The sequence below is a fragment of the Undibacterium sp. JH2W genome (assembly GCF_049340425.1).
Taxonomy (GTDB): domain Bacteria; phylum Pseudomonadota; class Gammaproteobacteria; order Burkholderiales; family Burkholderiaceae_D; genus Undibacterium.
Window position 1 is genome coordinate 131,608 of sequence record NZ_JBMPOT010000011.1, and the last position, 26,367, is coordinate 157,974.

20 protein-coding genes are annotated in these 26,367 nt (G+C 54.8%); 10 read left to right on the forward strand and 10 right to left on the reverse strand.

From position 1 onward, the window contains the following. Window positions 1-8 precede the first annotated feature (8 nt). Both ACO0LC_RS17925 and map read left to right on the forward strand, forming a co-directional pair. Window positions 9-221 carry a ParD-like family protein gene (locus ACO0LC_RS17925; protein WP_423005520.1) on the forward strand — a complete coding sequence of 71 codons (213 nt, stop codon included), beginning with the start codon at window positions 9-11 and terminating at the stop codon, window positions 219-221. Continuing rightward, window positions 218-985, forward strand: a complete 768-nt coding sequence (gene map / locus ACO0LC_RS17930; protein WP_423005522.1) for a type I methionyl aminopeptidase — start codon at window positions 218-220, stop codon at window positions 983-985. The genes ACO0LC_RS17925 and map overlap by 4 nt, the downstream gene beginning before the upstream one ends. Before the next feature lie 168 nt (window positions 986-1,153). On the opposite strand, the gene ACO0LC_RS17935 is transcribed toward map, so the two are convergent. Next, on the reverse strand, window positions 1,154-3,178 hold the full coding sequence (locus tag ACO0LC_RS17935) for a hypothetical protein (protein WP_423005524.1): 2,025 nt from the start codon (window positions 3,176-3,178) through the stop codon (window positions 1,154-1,156). A gap of 89 nt (window positions 3,179-3,267) precedes the next feature. Beyond that, window positions 3,268-5,205, reverse strand: a complete 1,938-nt coding sequence (locus ACO0LC_RS17940) for a S9 family peptidase (protein WP_423005526.1) — start codon at window positions 5,203-5,205, stop codon at window positions 3,268-3,270. Window positions 5,206-5,434: 229 nt separating this feature from the next. Here ACO0LC_RS17940 and ACO0LC_RS17945 point away from each other — a divergent pair, with 229 nt between their 5' ends. From ACO0LC_RS17945 to ACO0LC_RS17955, 3 genes are all read left to right on the forward strand, one after another. Beyond that, entirely contained in the window at window positions 5,435-5,563 is a 129-nt protein-coding gene (locus tag ACO0LC_RS17945; RefSeq protein WP_423005528.1) for a hypothetical protein, read from the forward strand. A 13-nt stretch (window positions 5,564-5,576) separates the two neighbouring features. Then, the gene (locus ACO0LC_RS17950) at window positions 5,577-6,491 is read left to right on the forward strand and encodes a helix-turn-helix domain-containing protein (RefSeq protein WP_423005530.1); all 915 of its coding nucleotides are present in this window, start codon (window positions 5,577-5,579) and stop codon (window positions 6,489-6,491) included. A 153-nt stretch (window positions 6,492-6,644) separates the two neighbouring features. Next, window positions 6,645-7,562 carry a hypothetical protein gene (locus tag ACO0LC_RS17955; RefSeq protein WP_423005532.1) on the forward strand — a complete coding sequence of 306 codons (918 nt, stop codon included), beginning with the start codon at window positions 6,645-6,647 and terminating at the stop codon, window positions 7,560-7,562. A gap of 147 nt (window positions 7,563-7,709) precedes the next feature. Here the strand turns inward: ACO0LC_RS17955 and ACO0LC_RS17960 are convergent, their stop codons facing one another. Beyond that, window positions 7,710-8,015, reverse strand: coding sequence for a hypothetical protein (locus ACO0LC_RS17960; protein WP_423005534.1), 306 nt, complete (start codon window positions 8,013-8,015; stop codon window positions 7,710-7,712). A 23-nt stretch (window positions 8,016-8,038) separates the two neighbouring features. Here ACO0LC_RS17960 and ACO0LC_RS17965 point away from each other — a divergent pair, with 23 nt between their 5' ends. Beyond that, window positions 8,039-10,678 (forward strand): TonB-dependent receptor, encoded by a 2,640-nt coding sequence (locus ACO0LC_RS17965; RefSeq protein WP_423005536.1) that lies wholly within the window; start codon window positions 8,039-8,041, stop codon window positions 10,676-10,678. 339 nt (window positions 10,679-11,017) lie between these two features. On the opposite strand, the gene ACO0LC_RS17970 is transcribed toward ACO0LC_RS17965, so the two are convergent. The 3 genes from ACO0LC_RS17970 to ACO0LC_RS17980 all read right to left on the reverse strand — a co-directional run bounded on the left by ACO0LC_RS17970 (window position 11,018) and on the right by ACO0LC_RS17980 (window position 14,586). Then, on the reverse strand, window positions 11,018-13,219 hold the full coding sequence (locus ACO0LC_RS17970) for an OsmC domain/YcaO domain-containing protein (RefSeq protein WP_423005538.1): 2,202 nt from the start codon (window positions 13,217-13,219) through the stop codon (window positions 11,018-11,020). A gap of 162 nt (window positions 13,220-13,381) precedes the next feature. After that, the gene (locus tag ACO0LC_RS17975; protein WP_423005540.1) at window positions 13,382-14,014 is read right to left on the reverse strand and encodes a glutathione S-transferase family protein; all 633 of its coding nucleotides are present in this window, start codon (window positions 14,012-14,014) and stop codon (window positions 13,382-13,384) included. Further along, entirely contained in the window at window positions 14,014-14,586 is a 573-nt protein-coding gene (locus tag ACO0LC_RS17980; protein ID WP_423005542.1) for a cysteine hydrolase family protein, read from the reverse strand. Before ACO0LC_RS17980 ends, ACO0LC_RS17975 begins: the two co-directional genes overlap by 1 nt. Before the next feature lie 114 nt (window positions 14,587-14,700). Here ACO0LC_RS17980 and ACO0LC_RS17985 point away from each other — a divergent pair, with 114 nt between their 5' ends. Further along, complete coding sequence (locus ACO0LC_RS17985; RefSeq protein ID WP_423005544.1) at window positions 14,701-15,615, forward strand: LysR family transcriptional regulator; 915 nt, start codon at window positions 14,701-14,703, stop codon at window positions 15,613-15,615. A gap of 114 nt (window positions 15,616-15,729) precedes the next feature. Here the strand turns inward: ACO0LC_RS17985 and ACO0LC_RS17990 are convergent, their stop codons facing one another. Beyond that, window positions 15,730-16,071, reverse strand: coding sequence for a YciI family protein (locus ACO0LC_RS17990; protein WP_423005546.1), 342 nt, complete (start codon window positions 16,069-16,071; stop codon window positions 15,730-15,732). A gap of 753 nt (window positions 16,072-16,824) precedes the next feature. Between ACO0LC_RS17990 and ACO0LC_RS17995 the strand changes: the two genes are divergently transcribed. Both ACO0LC_RS17995 and ACO0LC_RS18000 read left to right on the forward strand, forming a co-directional pair. Further along, the gene (locus ACO0LC_RS17995) at window positions 16,825-20,640 is read left to right on the forward strand and encodes a hypothetical protein (protein ID WP_423005548.1); all 3,816 of its coding nucleotides are present in this window, start codon (window positions 16,825-16,827) and stop codon (window positions 20,638-20,640) included. A 49-nt stretch (window positions 20,641-20,689) separates the two neighbouring features. Then, window positions 20,690-21,409 carry a hypothetical protein gene (locus ACO0LC_RS18000; protein WP_423005550.1) on the forward strand — a complete coding sequence of 240 codons (720 nt, stop codon included), beginning with the start codon at window positions 20,690-20,692 and terminating at the stop codon, window positions 21,407-21,409. 182 nt (window positions 21,410-21,591) lie between these two features. Here ACO0LC_RS18000 and ACO0LC_RS18005 read toward each other — a convergent pair whose 3' ends face one another. From ACO0LC_RS18005 to ACO0LC_RS18015, 3 genes are all read right to left on the reverse strand, one after another. Continuing rightward, window positions 21,592-22,635: a S41 family peptidase gene (locus tag ACO0LC_RS18005; protein ID WP_423005552.1), complete on the reverse strand. Its 1,044-nt coding sequence runs from the start codon at window positions 22,633-22,635 to the stop codon at window positions 21,592-21,594. 108 nt (window positions 22,636-22,743) lie between these two features. After that, window positions 22,744-23,499, reverse strand: coding sequence for a LytR/AlgR family response regulator transcription factor (locus ACO0LC_RS18010; protein ID WP_423005554.1), 756 nt, complete (start codon window positions 23,497-23,499; stop codon window positions 22,744-22,746). Then, window positions 23,496-24,827: a sensor histidine kinase gene (locus ACO0LC_RS18015; protein ID WP_423005556.1), complete on the reverse strand. Its 1,332-nt coding sequence runs from the start codon at window positions 24,825-24,827 to the stop codon at window positions 23,496-23,498. The genes ACO0LC_RS18010 and ACO0LC_RS18015 overlap by 4 nt, the downstream gene beginning before the upstream one ends. Before the next feature lie 854 nt (window positions 24,828-25,681). Here ACO0LC_RS18015 and ACO0LC_RS18020 point away from each other — a divergent pair. After that, window positions 25,682-26,122 (forward strand): hypothetical protein, encoded by a 441-nt coding sequence (locus ACO0LC_RS18020; RefSeq protein WP_423005558.1) that lies wholly within the window; start codon window positions 25,682-25,684, stop codon window positions 26,120-26,122. Window positions 26,123-26,367 lie beyond the last annotated feature (245 nt).

Genomic DNA, 26,367 nt, shown 5'->3' on the forward strand with positions numbered 1-26,367 from the left:
GGTAATCAATGGGCATAGTCAATATCGACGATGATTTGCACGACCAGATGCGTAAAGCCAGTGCCGTGTCCTGCCGCTCCATCAATGCGCAAGCCGCTTTCTGGATCAGGATAGGCATGTTGTGCGAAATGAATCCGACCATGTCATTTAATGAGATAGTCGTACACGAACTGCGGGCTGCTGGTGTTGAACCCCAGGTTTTCAGGGCTGCTTTAGCATGACCAAGCGCCCGGAAGAAATCACCCTGATGGCAGAGTCAGGCAAACTGCTGGCGAGCGTTTTTAGCCACCTGGACAGCATGAACCTGGTTGGCATGTCCACCATGCAGGTGAATGACATGGTCGACAGCTTTATCGTCAATGAACTGAAAGCACGCCCGGCCAGCAAGGGGCAATACGGTTACGCCTATGCGCTGAACTCATCGCGCAACAATGCCGTCTGCCATGGTGTGCCATCCACTACAGAAATCTTGCAGGATGGTGATATCGTCAATTTCGACATCACCCTGGAAAAAAATGGCTATATCGCCGACTCCAGCAAGACCTATCTTGTCGGCACAGTGTCTGCAGCAGCCAGGCGACTTGTGCAAGTGACGTATGAAGCCATGTGGAAGGGCATCAAAGCCGTGCGCCCCGGTGCCAGGCTGGGTGATATAGGTCATGCCATAGAAAGCCATGCCAGGCGCAATGGCTATTCAGTCGTCAGGGAATATTGCGGCCATGGCATAGGCCAGGAAATGCACGAACCACCAGAAGTCCTGCACTGGGGCAAGCCCCGTACCGGAATGATTTTGAAAGAAGGCATGGTATTCACCATAGAACCCATGATCAATCAGGGTCGCCATGAGGTAGAGACTCAAGATGATGGCTGGACCGTTGTCACCATGGATGGCAAATTATCCGCCCAGTTCGAGCATACCGTCGCCGTGACAAAAGACGGCGTACAGGTTTTGACGCTACGTGCCGGTGAAAGAGCCTTGGGCTAAGTGCAGTAAAACAGTGGGCCTTGTAACTCAGCATCTTCATCATCAATACGAGGACGAAACGGTGCGCATGGCGCACCCTACAGAATGCACAGATATTTTCACTCTTGACGTCAGCAATTGAGTAAGGTGCGCCATGCGCCCCATGGCACTACATCTTGCAAGAAGCTTTTAAGGCTGCAAACGCACAGCTATGCCAGCAGCCGCAGCTATGTTGAAATAAGACCTGGTCGCCAATCGCAAGCCGCGGGCCATCTGTGCAGTGCTAAAAGTCCCGGCTTGCAGTTCTACATCGACTTCCTGTCCATTGATAGTCAATGATTTTATCTGCTCGGCAGGGATGACTTTTCCATTGGCTAGCTGAAGCACAATATTGTCTTTACTCAAGCGTGTACGCTGGCGTATGAACCAGTTATCTTCTTCTTTCGCTTGCTCTATGTCTATCGTAAAATGCAAATGACTAAGTTTGTGCAGGCTCGCATTACTCAATGTGATTTTCCTGGCCAGTGCTGCGTTACTACGCTTGATAACAGTTAAAGATGCCGTGTCTTCTTCTGTATAACTACGGCCATCCGCTTTAGAACTGTCTTTATTATTCCCAATACTGTCTATGCTGATAGTCACTCCCGTTGCCGGATCAGAGAAGACATCGCCAGCTTGCCATGTTGCTCCTTTTTCATAGCCATCCAGGCTCTTGTCGATGGGACGCCAGAGACCTGTCAGATTGCGTTCGCCACCTACTTCCGGGCTATGGTAATACTGCCTGGAAATGATCTGCAACACAGGTTTTTCACCGCTCTCTGGCAAAGTGGTGTCAACACGGTACAGCAAGACGCCGGCCTGTTTCCCCTCTGGGTGGTCGCTATTGACACCCAGCCTGGTGCGAAATTCAGCGACATAAGCAGTAGCCAATCCTGTGCGTATCACCACCATCTTGCTGCCACCCGGCGTTTCCACCGGGTTGATGACATGATGGCTGGGCAGTCCGCTGGACTGACTGACGACATCCACCTGGTCATTGCGTATCCAGTGCATTTTCCATTTATGCCAGGCCAGGAAATCCGTGGATTGCCCGCCTATATTACCCATCATGTCCCAGCCACCGACGTAGAAGAAGCGATCAACTTCTGCACCTTTGATTTCAGGTTTGTACATGTATAAATCGGGCAGGCCAAAGGTATGGCCAGTCTCGTGGATCAGCCAGCGATAACCCCAGATGAAGAGGTCATTCCCGGCAGTGACAAAGGTATCCAGAGTATGTGCCTTGCCATCACGCTCGACCAGAACCACACGCTCAGGCACTTGTGCCTGGCCCATGTATTGGTCGTTGATCGTCGCTGGCCCATTGGGTAAACCAGGCTTGCCTTGTGCGGGTATGATCAGCAGCAGATCATAATCATCAACGCGTATGCCGTAGCGTTCATAAGCAAGCTGGGCGACATCGTGACAATAGTTAAACATATCACCGGTATCTTCTGCACTACCGCCCCATTTATAGTCTTTTGCCTTCTTCCCCAGCATCAACCAATCCAGCTTGCGATGCTGCTGAGGCGCGACCAGTTTAAGTTGCAATTGTCCATAAGACGAGGTGTTGAACCAGGTGGCTGCTGGCTGCAAATAATGAAGGTAAGGACCAAACTGGCGATACGGCGCTTCTGCATTCTCTGCTTTGCGGTCGGGGAATTCAACAAACAGCACCAGCATGTTTTTAATGCGTACAGAGGGCGTGGTTAGCAGCTTGGTTTTTGCAAGCAGGCGTCCGGCCAGATCTCGATTTGGTGTCGTATCACTAAAGCGATACAGACCGCGTTGCCCAGTCAAGGCATCAGCATATTGAGGGTCGCTGACTATGGTATTCCAGCCTTCGTCAGTCCAGCCGCTGGTGCCTGTCAGATGGCCATTCTGTGCAGGCTCACCTGGCCTCACTACCGCTATAGCCTGACTTGCCTTAAATTTTCCAAACGGGCGGGTTGCCACGGTAGTACCTTCTGAAGCAATGCGGGCAAAAACAGCGGCACTGAGCGAGATAGCCAGCTCGTAACCCTGGCTCCTGACATCCAGAATATCGGTAGGTGCGACGATCAATCCATCCGGGCGTGTGATCAGAATATCGGCAGCGGCTATGCCGCTTAATGGCAGATTGCTGCGTAATGTGATACCGCTTAGCCCCTGGAATACAGCCTGCTCCAGCTTCACATTTAACCTGGCTTGCGCGAATGAGGTTGACGACAAACACAGCGACAGAACAAAGCACGTCAGCAACTGCAGCAGTTTAGAGATCCTTCTCATATAACCACCCAATCCAATTTCAAATACTTTTTAAACCATGCCACACGACGCAGCCAGCTATCGATACGGTGGGCAGGTTCACGGAAACTGCCATGACCCTCACGCGGATAAATCACCAGTTGCGTAATAACACCGCGTTCGTGCAAGCCTGCATAAAATTGCTGCGCCTCGCTGACAGGCGTACAAAGGTCATCACGACCATGGATAAATAAAGTGGGGGTAAGCGGATCATGTTTATGCATCTGCATCAGCGGAGAGCGTTCGACAGCGATATGCATATTGGCTGCCTCCGTCAATGGTCCGCCATTGATGAAGGCATGGAAATCATGCTCACAGACATAATGACAACTGACATGACAGGAAATCGAGGATACCGACACGGCAGCCTTGAAACGCTGCGTGGTCGCCACCGCCCAGTTGGTCAGATAGCCACCGTAACTGCTACCTGTAACACCCAGGCGTTCTGCATCGGCAAACCCGAGTGCGATACAGTGGTCGATGCCAGTTTGAATGTCATCAAATTCTGCACCTGCAGGGTCACCAAGATTCATGCGGGCAAAGTCCTGCCCCCAGCCGGTATTGCCGCGATAATTGGGCAAAAAAACCGCAAAGCCAGCCAGGGCATAGGGCAAGGCATGACCGGGATTAAAACTGTACTTGTTTGCATAACTGGGGCCACCATGGATATCGACTATCATAGGCAGCGGCGATGAAGCACGATGACGTGGCAACAAAAGCAGGCCCTCAAGCGCCAGGCCATCCTTGCCTTGCCATGTCAGATGACGTACTTCTGGATAATCGGGCAACGCAGACATCACATGCGGATTCAACTGGCTGATGCGCGTCCATTCAGGCCCAAGCAATCGCTTCCAATAAATTTCCGGCGGCATGCCTACGGACTCACGTACGGCAGCGATCATCTTGCCATCGCCAGAAGCGATGACCCTGGCTGTATAGCCATTTTCTGCCAGCGCCATATTTTCCCGCTGTTGCCATTCTATCTCGCCATCAACTGACATTACCCCATACACAGTCCCCAGGCGGTCCCAGCCAGCGAAGCACAAGCTGCTAATGGAAAGCCATTGAAGAGAAGTCAGATTGGATTGCCGCTCGCGGCCATGAACGACCACTTGCCCGCTCTGCAAATCAAGTATGCTCATGTCGCCGGCCACCAGGCCACGATCACTGGCCCAGGCTTCCACAAAAGCCAGCTTGTTGCCATCAGGACTAGCGGCGAGGCCCTGCAACTGCCAGACAGGTGTATGCAAAACTGTCGCTGCGCGGCTATCGAAATCGACGCGCAGCAATTGCGCATGATGCCAGCCACGCTCGCTGGCATCACGCGAAGCGATGGCGACAGCGCCACCCGGCACCAGAGCAAATTCCCACACGCTATGTTCACGCGGCCCGACTTCTTCCGTCGTGCCGCAAGCGAGCATGACCCGAAATAAGCGACGACGTACTGTGTCGTCAACCGCGATCTCGGGCTCTTGCGCATCACCCCACCAGATCCTGGTAGCGGCACGGGTCGCACCACCATTCAAACCGCGGTCGGCAGACAGCACGACGATAGAATTGCCATCGGCAGACCAGCGCAAATCCTCTATCGTGCCGGGAACCTGGCCTATGCCCTTTACTTTACCTGATGCTTCAAGCAGGAAAAGCGCAAATTTACCTGGGCAATCACGATCCGACGCGAACGCAAGGCTGTCGTCGCAAGGTGAGGGCCTGACAAGTACGGCAGTTTGCGGGCCGCTGGTAAGCTGACGGGCACCAGCCGCATCAAAGCGCCAGATGCGGCTGGGCTCAGGTAAACCGGCCTCGCTGCTAGCGCATCTAATCGTGGCGAACAGCGCATCGCCATTGCGGGTAAAACAGAGATCGGAAGCAAAGCGTAAGCTGGCAAGTGCATGGAGAGCAGCTTCTGTGGTCATTAAAATATTCCCTGGTGATGACGTGATGGCGAGGGCAGATCGCCTGGCGGCAATGAAACGCAGCAAAGTTAACCATCAGACGTCAAAAAGGGCTTGATGCTTATGGGCGCATATTTGCTGGAAATCGGCACAATCACCACCTGCCATATAGCTATGCTGATTTCGTCATCAAAACCAGTGGGAATCGTCAAGACGATCTTGTCATGCTTCTGTAATACTGGTACAGCTCATGGGGAAAAGTCTGGCAAGTAGCAAAAAACTCATGGCGGCCCTGGGGCATTCCATGATGGCCAGCACCATGCCGATTTATTCAGTGAATTTTGTCGAAATGATCAGGTTTTCCGCAATTGATGCCTGAGGGAGATTTCAAAATGTCAGAACCAACTATAGATAGCCACGAAGGTCTGGTCGAATGGTTCCGGCGTGGCGGCGTCAAAGGCCCCCTGCGCAATTGCATAGGGCCTCTGCCTATGTCCAGAGCATCCATCGTGCGCTGGTCTTCCGACAAGCCGGATACCACCATACAAACCATAGGTGCACACGCGAACAATTATCGCATTGCGGTCTTGCTAGAACCCCTGGAATCACAGATCTGGAATGGCGAACGCGCAGTCTGCGGCGGCATGATAGGCGCAAATCGCTTTCGTATCTGCCCACCAGAATCACAAGGACGCTGGCGTCGTTTGAGCAGCTGCGACATTGTCAATATATTCATTCCTACCACCGCCATCAGTGCACTAGGACGCTTGCGCAATTCTGCTGCTCCGTCCGCGCTGGCCGACACCTCGTTCACGCCAGACCGCGTGGTCCTGGATCTGGTCTGGAAGCTGCTCAATGCGCAGATGCTGGCCGGCTCTCTCGCTCAACAGTTTTGCGACAGCATGATGACAGCACTGATGGCCTACTTGCTGGAGAATTATTCCCAACCCTTGCCTGGACAAAAACCTAGCAGTCTTTGCGGAACACGCTTGCAGAAAGTGCTTGCACATATTTCTGAGAGTGTGGCCGAAGACGTATCGATTGCCGCCCTGGCTGATTCCTGCTCCATGAGCGAATCGCATTTCTCGCGCGAATTCCGCAAAGCCGTCGGCCTGCCACCTCACCAGTATGTGATGAAATTACGCCTGGAACGCGCCAGCCTGGCCTTGCTGGAAGGTGATGCCCGCATCATTGATATCGCCTTTTCTCTGGGTTTTAATAATGTCAGCCATTTTTCGCGCGCTTTTGCCATGCGTTACGGCTTACCTCCCGCCAATTTCAGGCGTAATCGTCACAACTGCGCCTGACAGGTCGCAACAGGATTAGGCAATTTTGGCAGGATTTGCAGCGATGCGTTGACGATGCGCCTGCACAATGCGGCACACTCCATCGCCGGATAAATATTCTCACGTGCGATCTTTTCCGCTCCGCCAACCTCGCCTGACGAAAGGATGAGCCCTATGCGCCATCGTTTGCCAATTGCTCCTATCAATACGCCAGCCATACGCATACTCTTGCGCCTTCAGGCTGCCGCAGCCCTGCTTTTTCTCTCAGCCTGCGCCGCGCCAGTCACTACGACGGGTAATTCCAGCCAGCCAGAAACCGATAGCTTGCGTGCCGAGTGCCCCACTGAAGTTCGCTATGCCGCAGTGGCTGCGCCACAAGCTACGCTGACTGAACTGAAAACATTGACCGAGGCACGCCTGGCAGCCCTGCATCTAAAGGCAGTATGGACAGTGCCTGAAGGCGAGACTTTCATCGATAACCAGGCCGACCGTCTGCGCCTGCAACGCCTGCTCAGCGTGGTGCTGCCCGCGCTGGAGCGTTATCCAGCCACTCTTTTCGAGCGCATGCGCTTGCAGCATATCGCCCTGGTCAAGAACCTCACCGTGGCTGGCCAACGACGCAAGGCCATGCCAGCGCCGGAGACCGATAGCCTGGTCTATGCCGACAACGATGAAAACATTTGCCTGGCGGGGATGGAGTTACGCACACATCATGAGTTCTACCACTTCATAGAACACCGGACATTTGGTGACTTTTACTATCGCGATCCTGCCTGGCTATCGCTAAACCCGGCTACCATATCGTATGGTCAGGGTGGCGCGACCGCCTACGGCACAGGCTTTGTCAATCTTGGCCACCCAGCCGCTGCCATGGTGAGCCGCTATGCATATTATGGCCCGGAAGAAGACAAGGCAGAAATGTTTGGCTGGATGATGACCCCAGGCTATGCCCAGCGCGTACTGCAATGGGTTGGCGATGATACCTCGCTCGCTGCCAAGCACCAGTTCATGATCCGCTTTTTCCAGGAGCAGAGCAGTGGCGCAATGGGATCAGATTACTTCATGCGACAGGCGCAAGCTGTAGCGCAGTAGCGAGCCAACATATCCTGGCAGGGTACGCCATCCGCACCGCCCGCCTTGTCAAAAACCCCAAAAAAAGGCATGACTTCATTCACGGAAGCGCATGGCTACATCAAGAAATGGTGCGCATGGTGCCCCCTACCAAACGCAGGTCACATCTCATCTTGCTATCGCTTTCACTGTAGGGGCTATTGCAAGACTGAGGTGACGGGAATGTACAGCAACACCATCAATTGACTGAAGATTTTTTGAGCAGGTTTCGATAACTTCAGCAAGAAATGTGAAGCAGAGAATTTTTCCCGCAGCAATACTCGATTCCATCGAATCTGCGTGAATGATGAATGATGTTGAATCGCGATGCTTGCCTGATGTATGCCCTGGGCAAAAATTATCATAGACATCACCATCGTCTTCATCACCGCAGCGATATCCCGGCGCACTCAGAGGTGCCGGTGGTTCACTCAAATAGCAAGAAGACTGGAGACGCAGTGATTAAGAAAAGTTTACATTATGGCAGTGCAATTCTGCTATTGGGCGGCATGACGGTAGCCGCATCAGCCCAGGAAGCCGACAAACCAAAAGAAGAAAAGATAGAGCGAGTTACCGTCACGGGCTCTTCCATCAAACGCATTGACGCCGAGACAGCACTCCCCGTAACCGTCATCAAGGCAGATGAATTCGTCAAAAAAGGCATGACGACGATAGAAGAGGTGATGACCTCACTATCGATGAACCAGCAAACCACGGTGGCAGCCGGCAATGTCGGTGCAGAAACCGGTGGTAAATCGTCTGCCAACCTGCGCGGCCTGGGCGACGGGCGTACCCTGATTTTGCTGGATGGCCACCGCCTGCCCAACCATCCCTATGATGGTAGCAGTGCCGACTTGTACAGCATCCCTTTTGCCGCCATCGACAGGATAGAAGTGCTGCGCGATGGCGCTTCGCATATCTATGGCACCGATGCGATAGCAGGTGTCATCAACTTCATCACCAAGCGCTCGGTCAAGGACACAACCGTGACAGTAGAAGCAGTCATGCCGCAACAAAGCGGCGCCAGGGAAAAGCGCTTCAGCATCACCTCGGGTTTTGGCGATCTCGACAAAGATGGCTACAATGTTTTCGGTGCAATCGATCATCATGAACAAGCCAGGCTGATGGCGACTGAGCGCGCATTCTCGGCAACCGGTATCTTGCCGGACAGAGGCATCAGCAAGACCAGTGGCACGACCTTTCCAGCCAATTTCTTTTCCACCGCAGGCATTTCTGGCAACCCACGCTTTGCAAGCGGTTGCCTGGCACCAGATGCCATCAAGAGTACGACCAACCAGACCTGCCGCGAAGATTATGCACGCTTCGTCGATGATATTCCAGAGACAAAGCAGAGCAGCTTGCTCGGCAAAGCCACCATGAAAATCGGCCAGGACGGCCTTGCTGGCCTGGAGCTATTGCATAGCGAAAGTACCAATATCAACCGTATCGCGCCGCCACCGATGACTGGCCTGATCATGCACTCCAGCAGCAAATGGTATCCGGGTGGCACAGGTGGCACACCCGCCGTTGCTGGCCTCAATGGTGAAGACCTGACAGTCAGTTGGCGCACGGTCGAAGGTGGCCGTCGCGAAGCGACCAATCTCGGTGTTTCTGACCGTCTGGTAGCTTCTTTATCAGGTACGCTGGCCGGATGGGAACTCAGCGGTTCCATCACCGGTGCGCGCACCAGAGTGACTGAGGATTTGAGCGCAGGCTACCTGAATGATGAGGCGATACAGAATGGCATCAATAATGGAGTCTTGAATCCGTTTGGGCCACAAGATGCTACCGGGGCAAGCTTGCTGGCAAGCTCACAGGTGCGCGGCCAGGTCATTGCCGCGACTGCCCGCAATACCGGTTTCGACATGCGTGCAACACGCGACCTGATGCAGCTACCAGCTGGTCCGCTGGGTTTTTCCATGGGGATTGAAGGGCGACGCGAAACTTCAGAATTCATCGTCAAACGTGGCCCCCTCGACCAGATGATGATATCGCGTGCCAGCGGCTTGGTGGCAGCCAAGGACACCAGCGGATCACGTAATCTTTCTGCCGTCTTTGCAGAAGCCAACATCCCCATCACCCGTGAACTTGAAACCCAGGTGGCCGCGCGTTATGACCGCTATAACGATGCAGGCAATAGCTTCAATCCCAAGATTGGTTTCCGTTATCAACCTTCCAAACTGTGGCTCTTGCGAGGCTCGATGAATACTGGTTTTCGCGCACCTACGCTCTATGAGTTGAATGGCCCTATCGTCAGCAGCATCACATCTACGCAATACAATGATCCCTTGCTGTGTCCGGGTGGCGTAGCAAAGCCAGGTGTGAATCCGAATATTTCTTGCAATATGAATTTGCCCACCCATGTGGGCGGGAACCGTGATCTCAAGCCTGAGCGTTCCAAATCATATTCGCTGGGCATGGTATTTGAACCAAATTCAAAACTGACGGTATCGCTGGACTATGCCAAGATTTCTATACGCGATGAAATCGGCGAAGTGCTGTACGAACAAATGATCATGAACGACTTCGACAAGTACCGTGATCGCTTCCACTACAATGCTGCTGGCACTGCGCTTGACTACATCAATGTATCGTCGCTGGGTAATTCGGGAGAAGTCACGACGCAGGTGCTGGATTTGACTACCCAATGGCGCCTGCCAGCATTCTCTTTCGGTACTATCGACGGCTGGTTCAATGGCTCTTATGTATTGAAGGATACTTATACCACCATAGACGGCGACACGCCTGACAACATAGGTGTCTATAACGGTGTGGTACGCTGGCGCCATAATGCTGCCATACGCTGGTCCCAGGGCCCATGGTCTGCCACTTTGTCGCAACGTTACTCTGGCGGTTACACCGATCAAAACCTTGTGGAAGACAAGTTCAAGCGAGATGTGGCTGCCAATTCCATCTGGACCCTGGCGACCAGTTATACCGGCTTCAAGAACCTGACACTGTCAGCAGGTATCAAGAACTTGCTGAACACCAATCCGCCGTTCTCGAATCAGGCACCGAATGCACAAACCGGCTATGACCCGCGCTTCGGAGATCCTATAGGGCGTTCGTTTTATTTGCGGGCTAGTTATAAACTGTAAGGTGATCTGGAGATGGAGTAAATATTTCTAGCTGTAGGGCTTTGAACTTCACCCGCTACTGTCTGAGATAATGTGCCTGACAACAAATGACTGATAAATTCCCTCCCTTTCAAGGGGAGGGTTAGGGTGGGGATGGGTTTCGGTCAATTTACGGTAAGTGAATTTACTTCGGAAACCCATCCCCATCCCAACCATTCCACCGCGCAGCTTGCAAGCTGCTTAGAGATTCGTGGCACAAGCTGCGCTTTGCGAATTCCCACAAATCTCCCCTTGAAGGGGAAAGGGTTTGAAACACGTCATCTCAATTGAATTATTTAGCTAAAAAATCTACCTCATCACTTAATTGGATGCAGCCGCCTTACCCCGCGCCACATGCAATTTCTTGTAACTATCTATCAGACGCTGATGTCTTTCCAGCCCTTCCAGTTTCATGCTGGTTGGTGTCAGGCCAAAGAAGCGCACGCTGCCATCGACTGAACCCAATACCGCATCCATACGGTCGTTACCAAACATGCGGCGGAAATTGACGACATAATCATCAAGTTCCAGCTCATCATCCAGCGTCACTTCCAGCACCACATTCAGGGCCTGATAAAACAAACCGCGATCAACGGTATTGTCGTTGTACTGCAAGAAGGTTTCGACCAGCTCTTTCGCTTCTTCAAAGTCCTGCAAAGCGAGATTGATCAGCAGCTTTAATTCGACGACAGTGAGCTGGCCCCAGACCGTGTTCTCGTCAAACTCTATGCCTATCAGGGTGGCGATGTCGCTGTACTCGTCCAGTTCATTATTCTCCAGACGCTCCAGTAAGTCTTCCAGTTGTTCATCATCCAGCGTATACAAATTCAGCACATCTTCGCGGAAAAGCAGGGCCTTGTTGGTGTTATCCCAGATCAGGTCTTCCACCGGATACACTTCAGAATAACCGGGCACCAGGATACGGCAGGCAGTGGCACCCAGATGATCATACACGGCCATGTAAACTTCTTTACCCATCTCCTTGAGTATGCCAAACAAGGTCGCGGCTTCATCGGCATTCGAATTTTCACCCTGACCAGAGAAATCCCATTCCGCAAATTCGTAATCAGCCTTGGCACTAAAGAAGCGCCACGACACCACGCCGCTGGAATCAATGAAGTGTTCAACAAAATTATTTGGCTCAGTCACTGCATTGCTGACAAAGGTAGGCTGAGGCAAATCGTTGAGGCCTTCAAAGCTACGGCCTTGCAGCAACTCTGTCAGGCTGCGTTCCAGCGCCACTTCCAGACTGGGGTGTGCGCCGAAAGAGGCAAACACGCCACCCGTGCGCGGGTTCATCAAAGTCACGCACATGACAGGATATTGGCCACCCAGCGACGCATCTTTCACCAGCACAGGAAAGCCCTGCTCTTCCAGACCCTGAATGCCCGCCACAATGCCAGGATATTTCGCCAGCACTTCTTGCGGCACATCCGGCAAGGCTATCTCACCTTCCAAAATTTCACGTTTGACGGCGCGCTCAAAAATTTCGGACAGGCACTGCACCTGCGCCTCAGCCAGGGTATTACCGGCACTCATGCCATTGCTGGCGTACAGGTTTTCGATCAGGTTGGATGGGAAATAAACGACCTCGCCATCTGACTGACGCACATAAGGCAGCGAACAGATGCCGCGCTCTGCATTGCCAGAATTGGTATCAATCAGATGCGAGCCACGCAGCTCACCCTCAGGATCATAAATCTCCCGACTATACTCATCCAGTATCTCTTTGGGCAAAGCATCCCTTTTGCCAGGCTTGAACCAGCGCTCTTCCGGGTAATGCACAAAGGCCGCATTGGCGATGTCTTCACCCCAGAACGAACCTGCATAAAAATGGTTGCAACTCAGGCGCTCGATATACTCACCCAGGGCCGAGGCCAGCGCGCTCTCCTTGGTCGCACCCTTGCCATTGGTAAAGCACATGGGCGAATGCGCATCGCGTATATGCAGCGACCACACATTAGGAATAATATTGCGCCACGAAGCAATTTCTATCTTGATACCCAGACCCGCCAGCAAGCCAGACATATTGGCAATGGTCTGCTCCAGCGGCAAGTCCTTGCCCAGGATATACGTGGCAGCATCTGCAGTAGGGTTCAAGCTCAGCAGAGCCTGCGCATCGGCATCCAGGTTCTCGACTTCTTCAATCACAAACTCCGGCCCGGCCTGCACCACTTTTTTGACCGTGCAACGATCTATGGAACGCAAGATGCCTTCACGGTCTTTGGCAGAAATATCCGCAGGCAACTCCACCTGTATCTTGAAAATCTGTGCGTAACGATTTTCAGGATCAACAATATTATTCTGCGACAGCCGGATATTTTCAGTAGGGATATTGCGGGTATTGCAATACAGCTTCACAAAATAAGCCGCACACAGAGCCGACGAAGCCAAAAAGTAATCAAAAGGACCAGGCGCAGAACCATCCCCCTTATAACGGATAGGCTGATCAGCTATCACCGTAAAATCATCGAACTTGGCTTCCAGACGAAGCTTATCGAGAAAGTTAACCTTAATTTCCATGGGGGAGTTCCAAAATAATGTACAAAATCATGTGGCCGCTATTATCCGTCTTTTTCTGGGCGGACAGGAAAGCTTGTTGAACAGCATGTTGATTTGTACAGAAACTTGCCCCATTTTCCTAGACAATTTGACTATGGAATGTATTTGTATTTTAGAAACAAATCAGCATTGCAGCTCTTTCGCTTCAGTAATCCATTCTTGTACTGGCTTCAGACAGGCAACTCTGTCCATGTAATCCGCAACAGCTTGTGACTTAACAGTAAGTTCATAGGTCCGAAATCTCAAAACCATGGGAATAAAGTAGGCATCGGCAATCGACAATTCTCCAAAAAGAAAAGGGCCGCCATACTCTCCAAGACACTGCTCCCAGATTTTTTCAATACGCAAGACATCTCGTTTGACTGCTGCCACGCAGATTGCTTTTTTGCCGCTATCGGCATCGATCTTGCTGATATCGAAATGCAGTGCCCGGCGCATGCAGATAAATTCTGCATGCATTTCGGCACAAATACTCCTGGCATGCGCCCTCTTCCTGCTATCTGCTGGCCACAAGTGTTTGTCGGGGAAACGTTCTGCCAGATACTCACATATCGCTAACGAATCCCAGATCACTTGATCATCCAAAACAAGACAGGGTATGCGCCCTGATGGCGAATATCGCGCAATCGACTCAGCCGTATCCGGTTGATTTAGACGAATCTTAATCTCTTCGTAAGCAATATCGAAAAAACGCATAAGCAACCATACTCGCATGGTCCAGGAAGAGTAGTTCTTGCTGCCAGTGACGAGTTGCATCATATTTCCGGCTGCAGCATTTTCAAGATACCGGCGCTGTCGACTACCGTTGCAAACTCGCCATGCAGGCTCGCCAATGCAGTATCGTGCATATCTTCAGCACTAAAGTAGCGCCCGTCCGGCCCGCGGCGTTCAAACGTTGCGGTAGCGTCTGCGACGAGATAAGTGACGAATCCAAAATTACCTGCCATGCGTGTCGTGGTGGACACGCAATGATCGGTCGTGATGCCTGCAATGACCAAGGTTGTCACGCCATTTTCACGCAGGCGCTGTTCCAGGTCGGTGCCAATGAAAGAGCTATTCACACTCTTGTAAAGCACAGGTTCACCGGGTAGCGGCACAGCTTCCGGTTTCACGTTGAAGCCGGGATGGCTGGGGTGGAACAAGCTCGTGATCCTGGGTGAACGGTGCTGGATATGAATAATAGAGCGCTGCATGTCACGCCAGGCAGCCAGCAGCGCTGCAATATTGGATTCAGCGGCTGGATTGTTACGATGTCCCCAGCTTGGATCATCAAATGCTTGTTGCACATCAATCACGATCAATACAGCATCTTGGGATAAGGGTTTCATACAAATTCCTTTCAATAAATATCGAGGTCAATTTATCTTAGGGTGCTGCATTCACCACAACAACCGAAATCCCCTATACTTCACGCCTATCCATGAAGGATTTCGATCACATAAATGAACAGACTGAAACTCAATCAGCTTGAAATATTGATCGCCGTGGCCGATACAGGTGGCTTTGGCGCTGCTGCAGCAGAACTGGGGTGCACCCAATCGCGCATCAGCCACGCCATTACGGAACTGGAGGCAAGTTTGGGAACCCGCCTGCTGTTGCGTTCACGCTCTGGCTGCCAGCCCACTGATGCAGGTCACCAGGTTCTGGCGAAAGCGCGGCAAGTGCAGCATCTGGTGAATAGCATGGCCGACACCACAAAAGACGATACAAGGGTGGCAGGCCGGGTACGCATCGCATGTTTTCGTAGCGTAGCCACCCACTTACTACCGCGGGCATTGGCGGCTCTCGCCAGCGAATATCCAGGCATACGTGTCGATATAGATGACAGTTGTGAAGAACGCGAAGATGTGGCTCATGCCGTTAAAGAAGGCCGCGCCGAAATAGGCATTGCACATCTGCCCGTCGATTCAGAATTTCTGGCGCATTCTTTTGTCGCGGATTCCTACGTGCTGCTGGTGCCAGCCTCGCTGCATTTATACGCGCCCATATCCTGGGAACAATTCAAGGGCCTGCCCTATATCCAGCTCAATTGCTCAGGTGCGCTCGACATACTGGAGCGGTGTCGCGCTGCAGGATTTAATGCCGAACTCTCACGCACACTGACTACCGACACCAGCATCGCAGCCATGGTCAGACATGGCGTAGGTTATTCCATACTCCCCCGGCTTGCCGTCTTTCCAACGCCCGATGGCGTAAAAATCGCAGATCTGCCCATCGCCGCAAAACGCCAATTCGCGCTGATCGCATTACCTGACACAGCCCGTACAAAAATTGTGCAAATCGTCATGCGTTTCATACGCAATAAACAGTTTGTGAAGGAGAGCGAAGCTTTCCGGGCTGGTCTTGTTGACTGGTAATCGGTCTAGGAAGAATGCAGCCAATTACGCATTGGTTGCCCTGGTCGGAATTGTGATTCACCAATTCTGGCTTTAGTGTCGTGAACCAGCAAAATGTTCAACAACACCCCATCCTCACGACTCAGGATCAAACCCAAATACTCGCAACTCCTGATCACAGCGACAAGCTTTCGCGATACGTGTAGCCCAGGCGATGGCGTCTTCTCTTGAAGTAAGCTCAAGTACAGTGAAGCCACCATTGAGTGGCGGTGCCCAAGGATAGCCTCCTTCGGCGATCCTACCATTGGCAGACACCAGTACGGGGGCTACTGTTTCGTCAATACCACCGCCGAAAACGTAGACACCTGCTTGCTTGGCCTCGCGTATCACGGCATGCGCGTCTCGCCCCACTATCTCCATCTCACTGTCGGCTACCTTCATTGCAGCACTGGGGAATGAAATGAGATACTTTGCCATGATCGTGAATTCCTTATACTGTTTGCGGCGTCCTGCCCGGCAGAGTGCAAGCACCGGCAAAAGTTAACGGTGAGCCGGGTCTGAAAACCATCTGGTTAGGATAGCAGGAAGTGCGGGTTGCAGCATAGCCCTTGCAGGCGTTGTGCTCAAATCAGGACAGCCATCCCGTCACCTGACGGTCAGCGTGCGAGCTGTGCATGGTTGGTGCGCTTGGTCATCTGAAGAGGGTGAAAACTTGCTCAAAAATTAATGGGGTATAATTGGCAATATTTTGTGTCGCCCTCTATTCCTCAGATGGTCCGCTTCAGCAATCTTGCATGCTGAGCGACCGGACATGGACGAACGGCGCTTGCTGGTAACCTCTGCTGAAAGTTTTGCCACATGCCGTCCCCATACTACCAAGCATACTGGCGTATGCCTTCTTCAAGCTGGCGCTGCCGTTTGTGTTGCCCGCGATTCCTTCGTTACCGCTCTGCTCAGTCGGAATGCAGGGACACAAGCTTTGCCGCACCCGGTGTCAAGCCGGGCGATGATATGCAGTCCAATTTTTTAACCCTAAGCTAGTGGCACTGAAGCCTGCACCGATCTCGCCCGATAAGCAGATGCATGACGGTGGCACGGTGAGTGACGAATTAATCCGCTTGACTGAAAAGTCACCAAGCCAAGCAAGCTGGTGCGTGTTGTTAACACTTCAGTTGAAATCCGAAATTGTATTGTGGCGCAGCTGCGCCAGCCTATCGAAAGTCCTCTGTGATGAAAAAACAAGTAGTAGCAGTACTCAGTCTGATGATCAGCGCTCATGCGGCGGCCGACGTCGACACCGGTATGACCGCGCTCAGCGACGGCCATTGCGAGGTCGCCATCAAAGAGCTGAGTGCGCCTGCGCGCGCCGGCAATGTCAAGGCCCAGAAGGCGCTGGGGGATTTGTATCAACGTGCGAGGCGCGACTGCAGCGATACACCTGCTGATGAAACTAAGGCGCTGTCCTGGTACCTGATGGCGGCGCAACAAGGCGACTTGGAGGCGCAAAAGAAGTTGGTCTTTATTTACAAGCTAGGGAAGTCGCCCAATCCCGAACAGTCCGTGCGCTGGTTGCTGAAGGCGGCAGCACAGGGCGGCGGCGCGGATCTGTCGGCGCTTGGCACCGTGTATGAAAATGGCGAGGGCCTGACACGCGATCTCACATTGGCCTACGCGATGATGACGCTGTCGCTACAGCGCAGTGACTGGCTTGGGCGTCATAACACAGAAAACTATCTCCCTATCTTCAGCGAGAAATTGTCGCCCGACCAGATTGAGGAAGGGAAGAGTCTGGCTGCCAACTGGAAGCAGGGCACTGCACTTCCAGCCACCTCGCAAAGCGGGCGACGCTCGCCGATTGACTGGTATCTGCGTCTCGCCGAGGGCGGTGATCTGGCCGCCGCGCTCAAACTGGGCACGCTATATGGCAGCTACGACTCGGGTCGCGAAACTAATCTTGAGCTGGCCGCGCACTGGTTGCGCAAAGCGGCCCAGGGTGGCAGCGCCGAAGCCCAGTCCCGTCTGTCTAAAGCTTATGCACACGGCGACGGCGTGACCGAAGACTTTGTGCTGGCCTACCTGAGTCTGTCGCTGGCCGCTCGCGGCGGCGCCGCGAATGCCGTCAGTAGCATGGCGGAGTGGGAAGCAGCGCTGACCGATCAGCAACTGGCCGAGGCGAAAGGCATGCTGACACAATGGAAAGTGGGCACGCCATTGCCGGAGACTTCACAATACGGCGCACAGCGCAAAGTGCACTATGTGCGCAGCGGCACCAGTAAGGCAGCGCCAACGGACGAGGTGCGCAAGCTGTTTGCGGCCGCCAGCGAAGGCGATGAAGCCACGTTCACGCATCTGATAGCAAGGGTCGTCAATCCCAACGACTACATGGTGGAAAATTGCAAGCTATTGCATACCTTGCTGATGCCAGCCCTTAGCCTGCGTGCCGACGAAACTGCCTGGCAGCGCGTGCACGACAGTACGCCTGATCTGGCGCACTGGCAGAGCCAACGCGCCAAGCACCTTGCGTTGTTGCCCGCCAAGACGCGCATGCTGGCCCTGGCGCTGAGCCATGGTGCCAGCTTTGACGAAGGCTGCTTCAACAGCAATGCCGCCGCGCTGCATCTGGCCAGCATGTTTGGCTCGCCGGAGATGGTGCGCATGTTGCTGGCCAAGGGCGCGGACCCGCGCCAATATGGCGGTAGCAACGGCATCTATGCGCCGCTCGAATACGCGCTCAAACAGCATGAGCATGGCCTGCAGTTTCCCGAGATGATAGATCCAGAACAACGCAGCGAGATCATGCTCGCCTTGCTGAAAGCCGGGGCGCAACGCCCCTATCTGTTGCTAGACCAGCGCAGGGCACGCGAGGCAAAGGCGAAAGGCCAGGCCGCGCCCGACCGGCCTTCGGCTGATTACCTCGTGTGGAACACGCTGCTCGGGCTGACGACGGGGGCGGCTGTGCTGGACGCCCTGGTCGCCACCGGTACCACCCCGTATGCTGGCGACGATGGTGTGTCGCCGCTGGCTTACGCCGCCCGGGCCGGCAATGCCGATGCAATCGGCTGGTTGAAAACCCGTGTGCCGCGCTTTGATGAAGCCGGGCGCGACCGGTGGGTCGACGCGGCCATGCTGGCGATGTACAACAGCAAGGAATCGTCCGACCAGGTATTGCGCCAGTTGCTGGTGCCGGACTTGCACTGGGCACAGACCGGCCCTCTGTGGGAAAGCGGCCAACCGGACTATTATCCGATCCGCTCGCCCGTGGTGCAGATGAGCGGCGACACCCTGCTTGGCCACGCGGTGCGGGCCCATCGTCTCGACTGGGTCGCCAAGCTGGTGGCGCTGGGCGCACCTGTAGGCAGCCCGAATAATCAGAGCGCGCTAGCGCTGGCGCTGAGCTCTGGCGATGCGGCGATGGTGAAGCTGCTGCTGAGCCTGGGTGCCGATCCGCTGGCCGGCAAGAAGCCGCCGCTGACCCAGGTGCTGACGGCGAAAGAGGGTGATGCCAATATGTTGCCGCTGTTGCTGGAGCATATAGCCCGGGGGAACAAAGCGTCGCTCAGCAGCATCGCGCCGGCGGCGCTGGAAGAGGCCGTGTTGTCCGCCGACACAGAGCAGGGCGCACGCCGCGTGCGTGTGCTGGTGGCCGCGGGTTTCACCGCCCAGGGGCTCAGCGCCCAGGCGGTGCGCAGCGCGCTCGACTCGCCCGATAGTGAGCTGGCCGGCTTCCTGCTCGAGCATGGCATGCTGAGTTTAGCGGCCGGACAGACGCGCGCGGCCGCGGATGTGGTGGCCTTGCTGGCAGCAATCGACCGCAAGCGGATCGACCTGGTGCGGCGCATGCTGGAACTGGGTTTCGACGTGAACCTGCACTTCGAAGACATGCCCAGCCCGGTGGAACTGGCCATCACGCGCGGCAACACCGACATGCTCAAGGCGCTGCTCGACAAAGGCGGGCGCTTCGATACCAGCTATCGCGACAAGAACGGCAGTGGTGTGCTCGACCGCGCAGTCGCGGCAAACAATGTCGCTATACTCAAGCTGGTAACCGGAAATGGCCAACTGCGGCTGAACGAGGTGTGCCTGCCTGCCACGCGCATGCTGGCCCAGACCGTGCTCGACACATCAGATCAGTATTGGGCTTTGCTGCGCGCCCAGGGCTTGATGGCCGAAACTACGCCTTGCCGTGACATGGCCGAGCGCCTGATCAACTACCTGAGTGAGCGTAACGAACGGCCGCTGCGCGGCTGGATCGCCGAACGCTTGAAGCAACGTCTGAAGCAAATCGGCTCCAGGGAGACCAGCTTGAGCGCAGCCAGCTGGGCCAATTTGCGTCAAAACGAGAGCGACGACTTGATTGCGGTTCTGGAAACAGCCGGCTGGCGCGCTCCGCCGGTGCGCACCGCAGCAGCACTGGCGCCGTTGCCGAAGGCCGTCGGCACTGACCTGGCGCTGCAAAAGAAACTGCCCGGGCACTATTACTTGAAGGGGGTCACCGAGGTCGGCTCCGAAATCGTGCTGCGCGCCGACGGCCGCTTCAATTATTCGCTCGCGTATGGCGCGACGGATCAGATGGCGCGTGGCAGATGGCAGGTCAATCAAGGTCAGCTCGTGTTTCGCAGCGACCCCGCCGGGTCGCCCGGTGCGCCGTTGACACCCTCGCTCGCGCCGTCGACGTTAGTGCCCCAAGCCGGACAACTGTCGATCCAGGTCCGTTCGCGCGAGCGCAACGTCGCCAAGGTGGATGTGACGGTGTTGGGTGACGCCCCTGTCATGCTGCACGGGTACACAGATAGCACGGGCTGGCACACTGCTCACGTGGGGCCAGTGCGCCAGATCGTGTTCTACCATCCAGAACTCAACCGCGGTCGCCCCTATGTCTATGAAGTGCCGGGCGGGTCTATCGGGGAGAGCAACTTCAGCTTTGACTTGGCTGCGCGTCCAGCGGTGTTCGAAGACTTCAATCTGAGCATGACTGTGCGCGATGGCGCACTGGTGTGGACGCGCAATGGACGCCCCTTGACGTATGAAAAAGCGAGCAAGGAATAGGCGCACGATGCTGACACATTACTTTTATCACTCTACACAGGAGCCAAAGATGAAGCAGAATTTACTGATTGAGAGCAGGCGCGCCTTGCGCGTCGCCATGTACGCGCTGGGTTTATGCGCAATGGCTGGCAGTGTGCAGGCCGCCACCCTCGATTTGAGTGATTGCGATGTGCTGATCGGAACTCAGTCTGCTCAGGCATACAAGAAGTGGATCAGCGACAACGAGCGCCGTGCCAATGCCGGCGAACACCAGGCCATTCGAAGTCGCGCCGCGGACGCGGTCAGGCGACTAACGTGCCACGAAGAAAAGCTGACTGGCCGTAGCAGCTCGCGTGTGACAATCACCATGTCCGGTGGTGCTGCCGGGGCCGAGAAAGAGGGCCCTTCGGTGACAACCAGGTCAGCCGGCATCCCGAATATCGAGCTCCAGCCAGCCGCCTTGAAGACCCTGAACGACGCCGTGCGCTACACCCATCAGGCCGGCGTTTTCGACCCCGGGTATAAGAGCCTGTCGGCGCAAACCGTGGTGCGCTACGCGGCGGCGCTGCCCGAGCGGATCGACGAGGCATATGCCGACGCGGCCGGTGCGTATGCCTACGATTGCGTGCTGAAACTTCCATATGGCATGCGCGTCACCGACGCTGGCTGCGCCACTGACCGCACCGCGCGCGCCGAGCTGACCCCGCGCGTGACGCCCGAACACCGCGCCACGGCTGACACAGCAGCACAGAAATGGGCCGAGAAACTGCACAACCCGGAAGGGCGTTAGTACGGCCTTTATTGTGTGATTTTTGTACCCAGATAATATTGAGGTGTACTGTCAATAACGGACACAGGGTGAAGCTCTTACTGTCAAGGTGAAGCATTTCACCACCTTAAAGACTGCGTTGGGGTGTTTCGACCTCATCGTGACAAACATGAACTTTGCACGCAGCATGTTGATATCAGGTTTTAGTGATCCTTAGCAACAGGTGGTGCGCCGCCATTAAGTTGTCGCTGCATCAGATCTTTGGCCGCCGCGAGTGCATCGTCCACCTTTGCCGCAACATCCGGAATGACGCCCACGCCCTCCCAGTTTGTATGGGTGATTGGGCTGATCGAGCGTCTACTTGGTATAAAGGCAGCAAAATACTCGCTGAGACGATATGGGCGCGAAGCGTTAGCGCCGCCCCAAGTGCGTTCGCCGATCACCGTGGCGCGTTTCAATGCCTGCATTTGGTACGCGAATGATTCGGCGGCGGACTTCGTGTTGGGGCCTGCCAGGATGAGGACCGGCTTCTTGCCACCATAGCGTTTGCCGTCAAGCTTATCCTGTGTCCAATACTGCGTGGTGATGCCGGTTGCACGTTCCCAGGTGTCGTTGAGGCGGGTGCGCTCGTCAACCAGATAGCTGATCAGTAGCGCCACTGAGTCTCCCCCGCCACCGCCGTTGTTGCGCAGATCAATGATGAGGCCATCGGTGTCAGCGAGTTCATTCATCACTGCGGCGAACTTGTCGGATACGAGGAAAACTGGCCCGAAAGAGGAAATCTGCAGGTAGCCAATATTGGGGCTAAGGTGATCAGCCTTTTCCACGCCAAGGTTTGATGCGAGAATCTTTTCAAGAGCGGCAGGCGGCACCTGTTTTTCCCACTCCGCCCGAGTCTGGGGTGGCGGCGGCATTGCATCATCGGGCGGCACCGGGCGGGTGCTGACATATACCGCCATATGCTTGTCGTGGACAACACCCTCAATATCATCCAACAGCTGTTTGGCCAGCTGTTTACCGTCCGTGATCCCATCGTACTTGCCCTCGCGCTGGTGCTGGCGCAAGACGACCTCGGCTTGTTGGGCTTTGTCTGGAAAAACGTAGTTGGCATTCAGCTTGGCAATCAGCGTATCGATGACCTCCAACCGGGTCGCACTATCGACCTCCCCTGTCGGCGACGGGCTGGCGATTACCCCTGTCACGGTCAGCAATAACAAAGACAGTGTGACCATCCATTTCTTTTTCATTATCTTCCTTTCAGATCAATATATGGAAACGATTAATTGCAAACTGAACCAAAAAACGCGCCGTCGGCACGAGGGTGGCCGTTCAACAGACGGGGTTCAACAGCTGTGCTACATCTGGCGGAACTGCTTGGTAAACCCCTCACTAACGGTCAAGCGCTCGGTCCGGCCTTTCAGGATTACCTCCAGCCCAGCGCCGCCGCGCGCCCCGTATTCACTGCGTTCGATCCGGTCAATGGCCTGAAGATTGACGATGGCGCTGCGGTGGATTTGCGCGAACAGCTGCGGGTCCAGTTGCTCGAGCAGGGACTTGAGAGGCAAGCGAATCAGCGAATCGCCGTCCACCGTCACCACCCGCGTGTACTTTTCGTTCGACTGGAAGTACAGTACTTCGCTCACCATCACCAGCCGCACCGAATTGCCACTCGAAGCCTTAATCCACTTGAGGTACACCGGTGCACTCTCCTGTTCAAAAAGCTGTTTCCACACGGTCGGTGGCGGGCTTGCGGTCGTGCGCGACTTCAGACGGCGGATCGTCTGCAGCAGGCGTGCGGTCGTCAACGGCTTGACCAGATAGTCGGACGCGCCGGCATCGAAAGCGGCCAAGGCATATTCCGCATGCGCCGTAACGAACACGACTTGGCACGACTCGGGAATATGGCGCGCCACCTCCATGCCGTTGAGGCCGGGCATCTGTATGTCCAAAAATACGATGTCCGGTTTCAGCGCATCGATACTTGCCACCGCTTCGATGCCGTTTTCGACTTGGCCGGCAATTTGTAGTTCGGGCCACAAGACACGCAGCTGGTCCATCAGCTCCGCCCGCAGCAGAGGCTCGTCTTCGACGATCAGGGCGCGTGGCATCATGCGTGGCTCCCAACAATAGGCACGGTCAACAATGCACGTACTCCTTGTCCGTCGCCCGGCTCCACGAAAAGGCTGGCCTTGCGCCCGTATAGCAGCAGCAAGCGCTCTGCGATATTTGCCAGCCCCGTGCCTTGTCCGGCTTGTTCGGTCAAACCAACGCCGTCGTCGACCACAGACACGCTCAGCAGCTCGTCCTTCCCGTCGCTCTCATGCCTTGCGCTGATGGTGATCAGGCCCGGTCGGCTGGCCCGCTCCAAACCGTGTTTGACGGCGTTTTCCACAAGCGAGATCAGCATCGCCGGCGGGAACGGCAGGCTGCGCAATTCCTCTGCCACTTCGACTGCGAAGCGCAGGCGCGCGCCCATGCGGATGCGCATCACCGCCAGGTAGTCGTTAACAAGATCCATTTCTCGCCCCAGGGTCGAGGACACTGAGCGCATATCCGGCATCGCGTTCTGCAGATAGCCGACCAGGTGGTCGAGCATGTCCTGCGCGGCCTGCTGGTCGGTACGGATCAGGTACTTTAGATTTGCCAGGGTATTGAACAGGAAGTGCGGCTCGACTTGGGCCTGCAAGGCTGACAGGCGCGCCTGCAGCGAGGTGCGTTCCAGCTCGCGCTCACGCCGAGCCGCGTCCAGTGCGTTTGCATGGCGCGTGAGGTGCTGGCGCAGTTGAGCAGACACCATCTCGGCTGTCTTCAGCGACTCACCCTGCTGGATCGCGAACCAAGCCAGGCCCGGGCGGCAGCGCAGCTCGATGCGGCAGCTGGGGCCCAAATCGGACGATACCCTCACCTCGACATGGCGCCCCAGCACCAACGGGCGCCAGCGGCCCAGCACGATCCGGCCCTTGAAAGGGTCGTGGACGAACGCCGGCGGGCCGGAGTAGCCGAGTGCAGTGCCGAGTGCCAGCCCCGACAAGGACTCGGTACACAGGTCGAAGGTAGTATAGGTATTGAACGGCGCATCTATACGACGCGTCACCGAAGAAGCCATCGCCTCCGTACACAGCGCCTTGCCCTCCTCGCCCAGCCGGGCAATAAAGCTGCGGGCGATCCCGCTCGAAATCAGCGCGAGCCAGGCCATCACCGCCAGCGCAACGCCGCCGACAATGTACGGAGTCAGCTTGCGGTGATCTACTTCTCCCGGCGCAGCCGGACCGAAGTTCAACCAGATCGGCAGCAACGCGATCGCCAGCGACAGGAACAACAGCGAACCGGCATTGAAGCGCAGCGCCGACTGCAGCAGGTAGCGGCGCACCAAGCGGCGGTCGTGCTCGACTTCCGGTACGGGAGGCTCGTTGAATGGCAGAAATGGGGGAGAACTCATTAAATTCCTCGTGTAGAACTTGCCCGCTATTCTAACGGCTCGGGTGCGCGTGTTTTCACCCATGCGACAAATGCCCGCAAATCGGGGGGGAAACCGGCACCGGCGGGATGAATGCCGCCGACCCAATCGCTGCCCGGGCCTGGCGACCTAGAAGGATATAAGCGTGTGCCCAAATTTGGCTGGAGAGGCACGACAGGCTGTAAAGCGTTTCATTCGGAAGTAGCGTCAGCAGAATTCGATCGCTTAAATTGAGTCACCAAGAAAAATTTCATGTCGCCCCATGCAAAGATTGAAACGAGGTGAGAACAGACAGCTGAGGTTGAAGTTGTTGATTTGCACTGGAAATTGCCTCGCTTCATCTCGATCTGAAAAAACTGGGATTTGTAGGGTCGTATGACCGGGTGGCCGCCTTCGCCAGGAAGTGGAAGGTGGATCAAACTGACAGGGTCAATTCAGCTAGCAAAGAGCCTATAAAGATTCCCGTTATACGTTACCACCATTTACTCCTACATCAATGACGAACTTGAAAAACTCCCGTTACAGCCATTCCGATACATCAACGAATTACTCCCCCATCCCTGGCAAGCAGCTCAATAATTCCCACCATCACGATAACGCCACTTCAACCTGGGTTGGTAGGGGGCTTGCCCTGATGTTACCCCTTATCTCGTCAGTCAATCTGATCGCATGTGCAAATTTTGCTAATAGATTAAGTTGTGCGCCATCAAAATAGGATGATCAATTCGATTAGGTATGGCAAAATACTTGGTGCGGACTTGATCAAATCGGTTGTGTCCATCATGGAGAACCAAGTTTTAGCGTCGAATTTGACGCCTATTTTATTTTAGACCTGAATGTTCACGCGCCCCTCATTGTCTAGCTTTGGAAGGACCGGTGCCGTAGTTGGTATGTTGTATCTGCTCGTGGTGACCGTACTTTATTCGCTACTTTTGTTCATGTATTCGAACTGGGTTAACCTGACCGTAATTCTTACGCAAGCGGTCTTGCTGCTCTTTTTCGGTCCGCCGCTTGCCGCGTTGTGGTTTGCGACTGTAGTTCGCTTCAGGCATGAGGACACCCTTGTGATTCTGCCTCGCTGGACAGTGGTATTCCTTATCCTGGGAATGGCCATCGTAGTCGCTTTTGGCGTCTGGGCATTGGTTACATATCCGTGGCTGAGTCCCACGCACCCAGGCCCTGCCGCAGCAGGAATAGCTGTCGCTGCAGTTCCTGCATTAATTCTAGCGGCCTTCTATCTCAAAGACAATCAAAGGGCACATCGTGATATCGCCTAACTTTCAGCTCCAGCGGACTCATGACGGCGCCGTTGACGTGTGTGTGAAAACTTTATACTTGGTTGCGCTATACTTCGCTTTTCAATTCTCCATCTAAATTAACTTGTATAGCTTTTCCTGTTGCGTATTTTCCACTAGTCAGTGCAGGCAAGTAAAAAAATAGTGCATCTCATACATACTTTTATGTATTGAAATGGGAAAATGCTTGGACAAAAAAAATCTATTGGCAAAAATTTTGAGCCCTC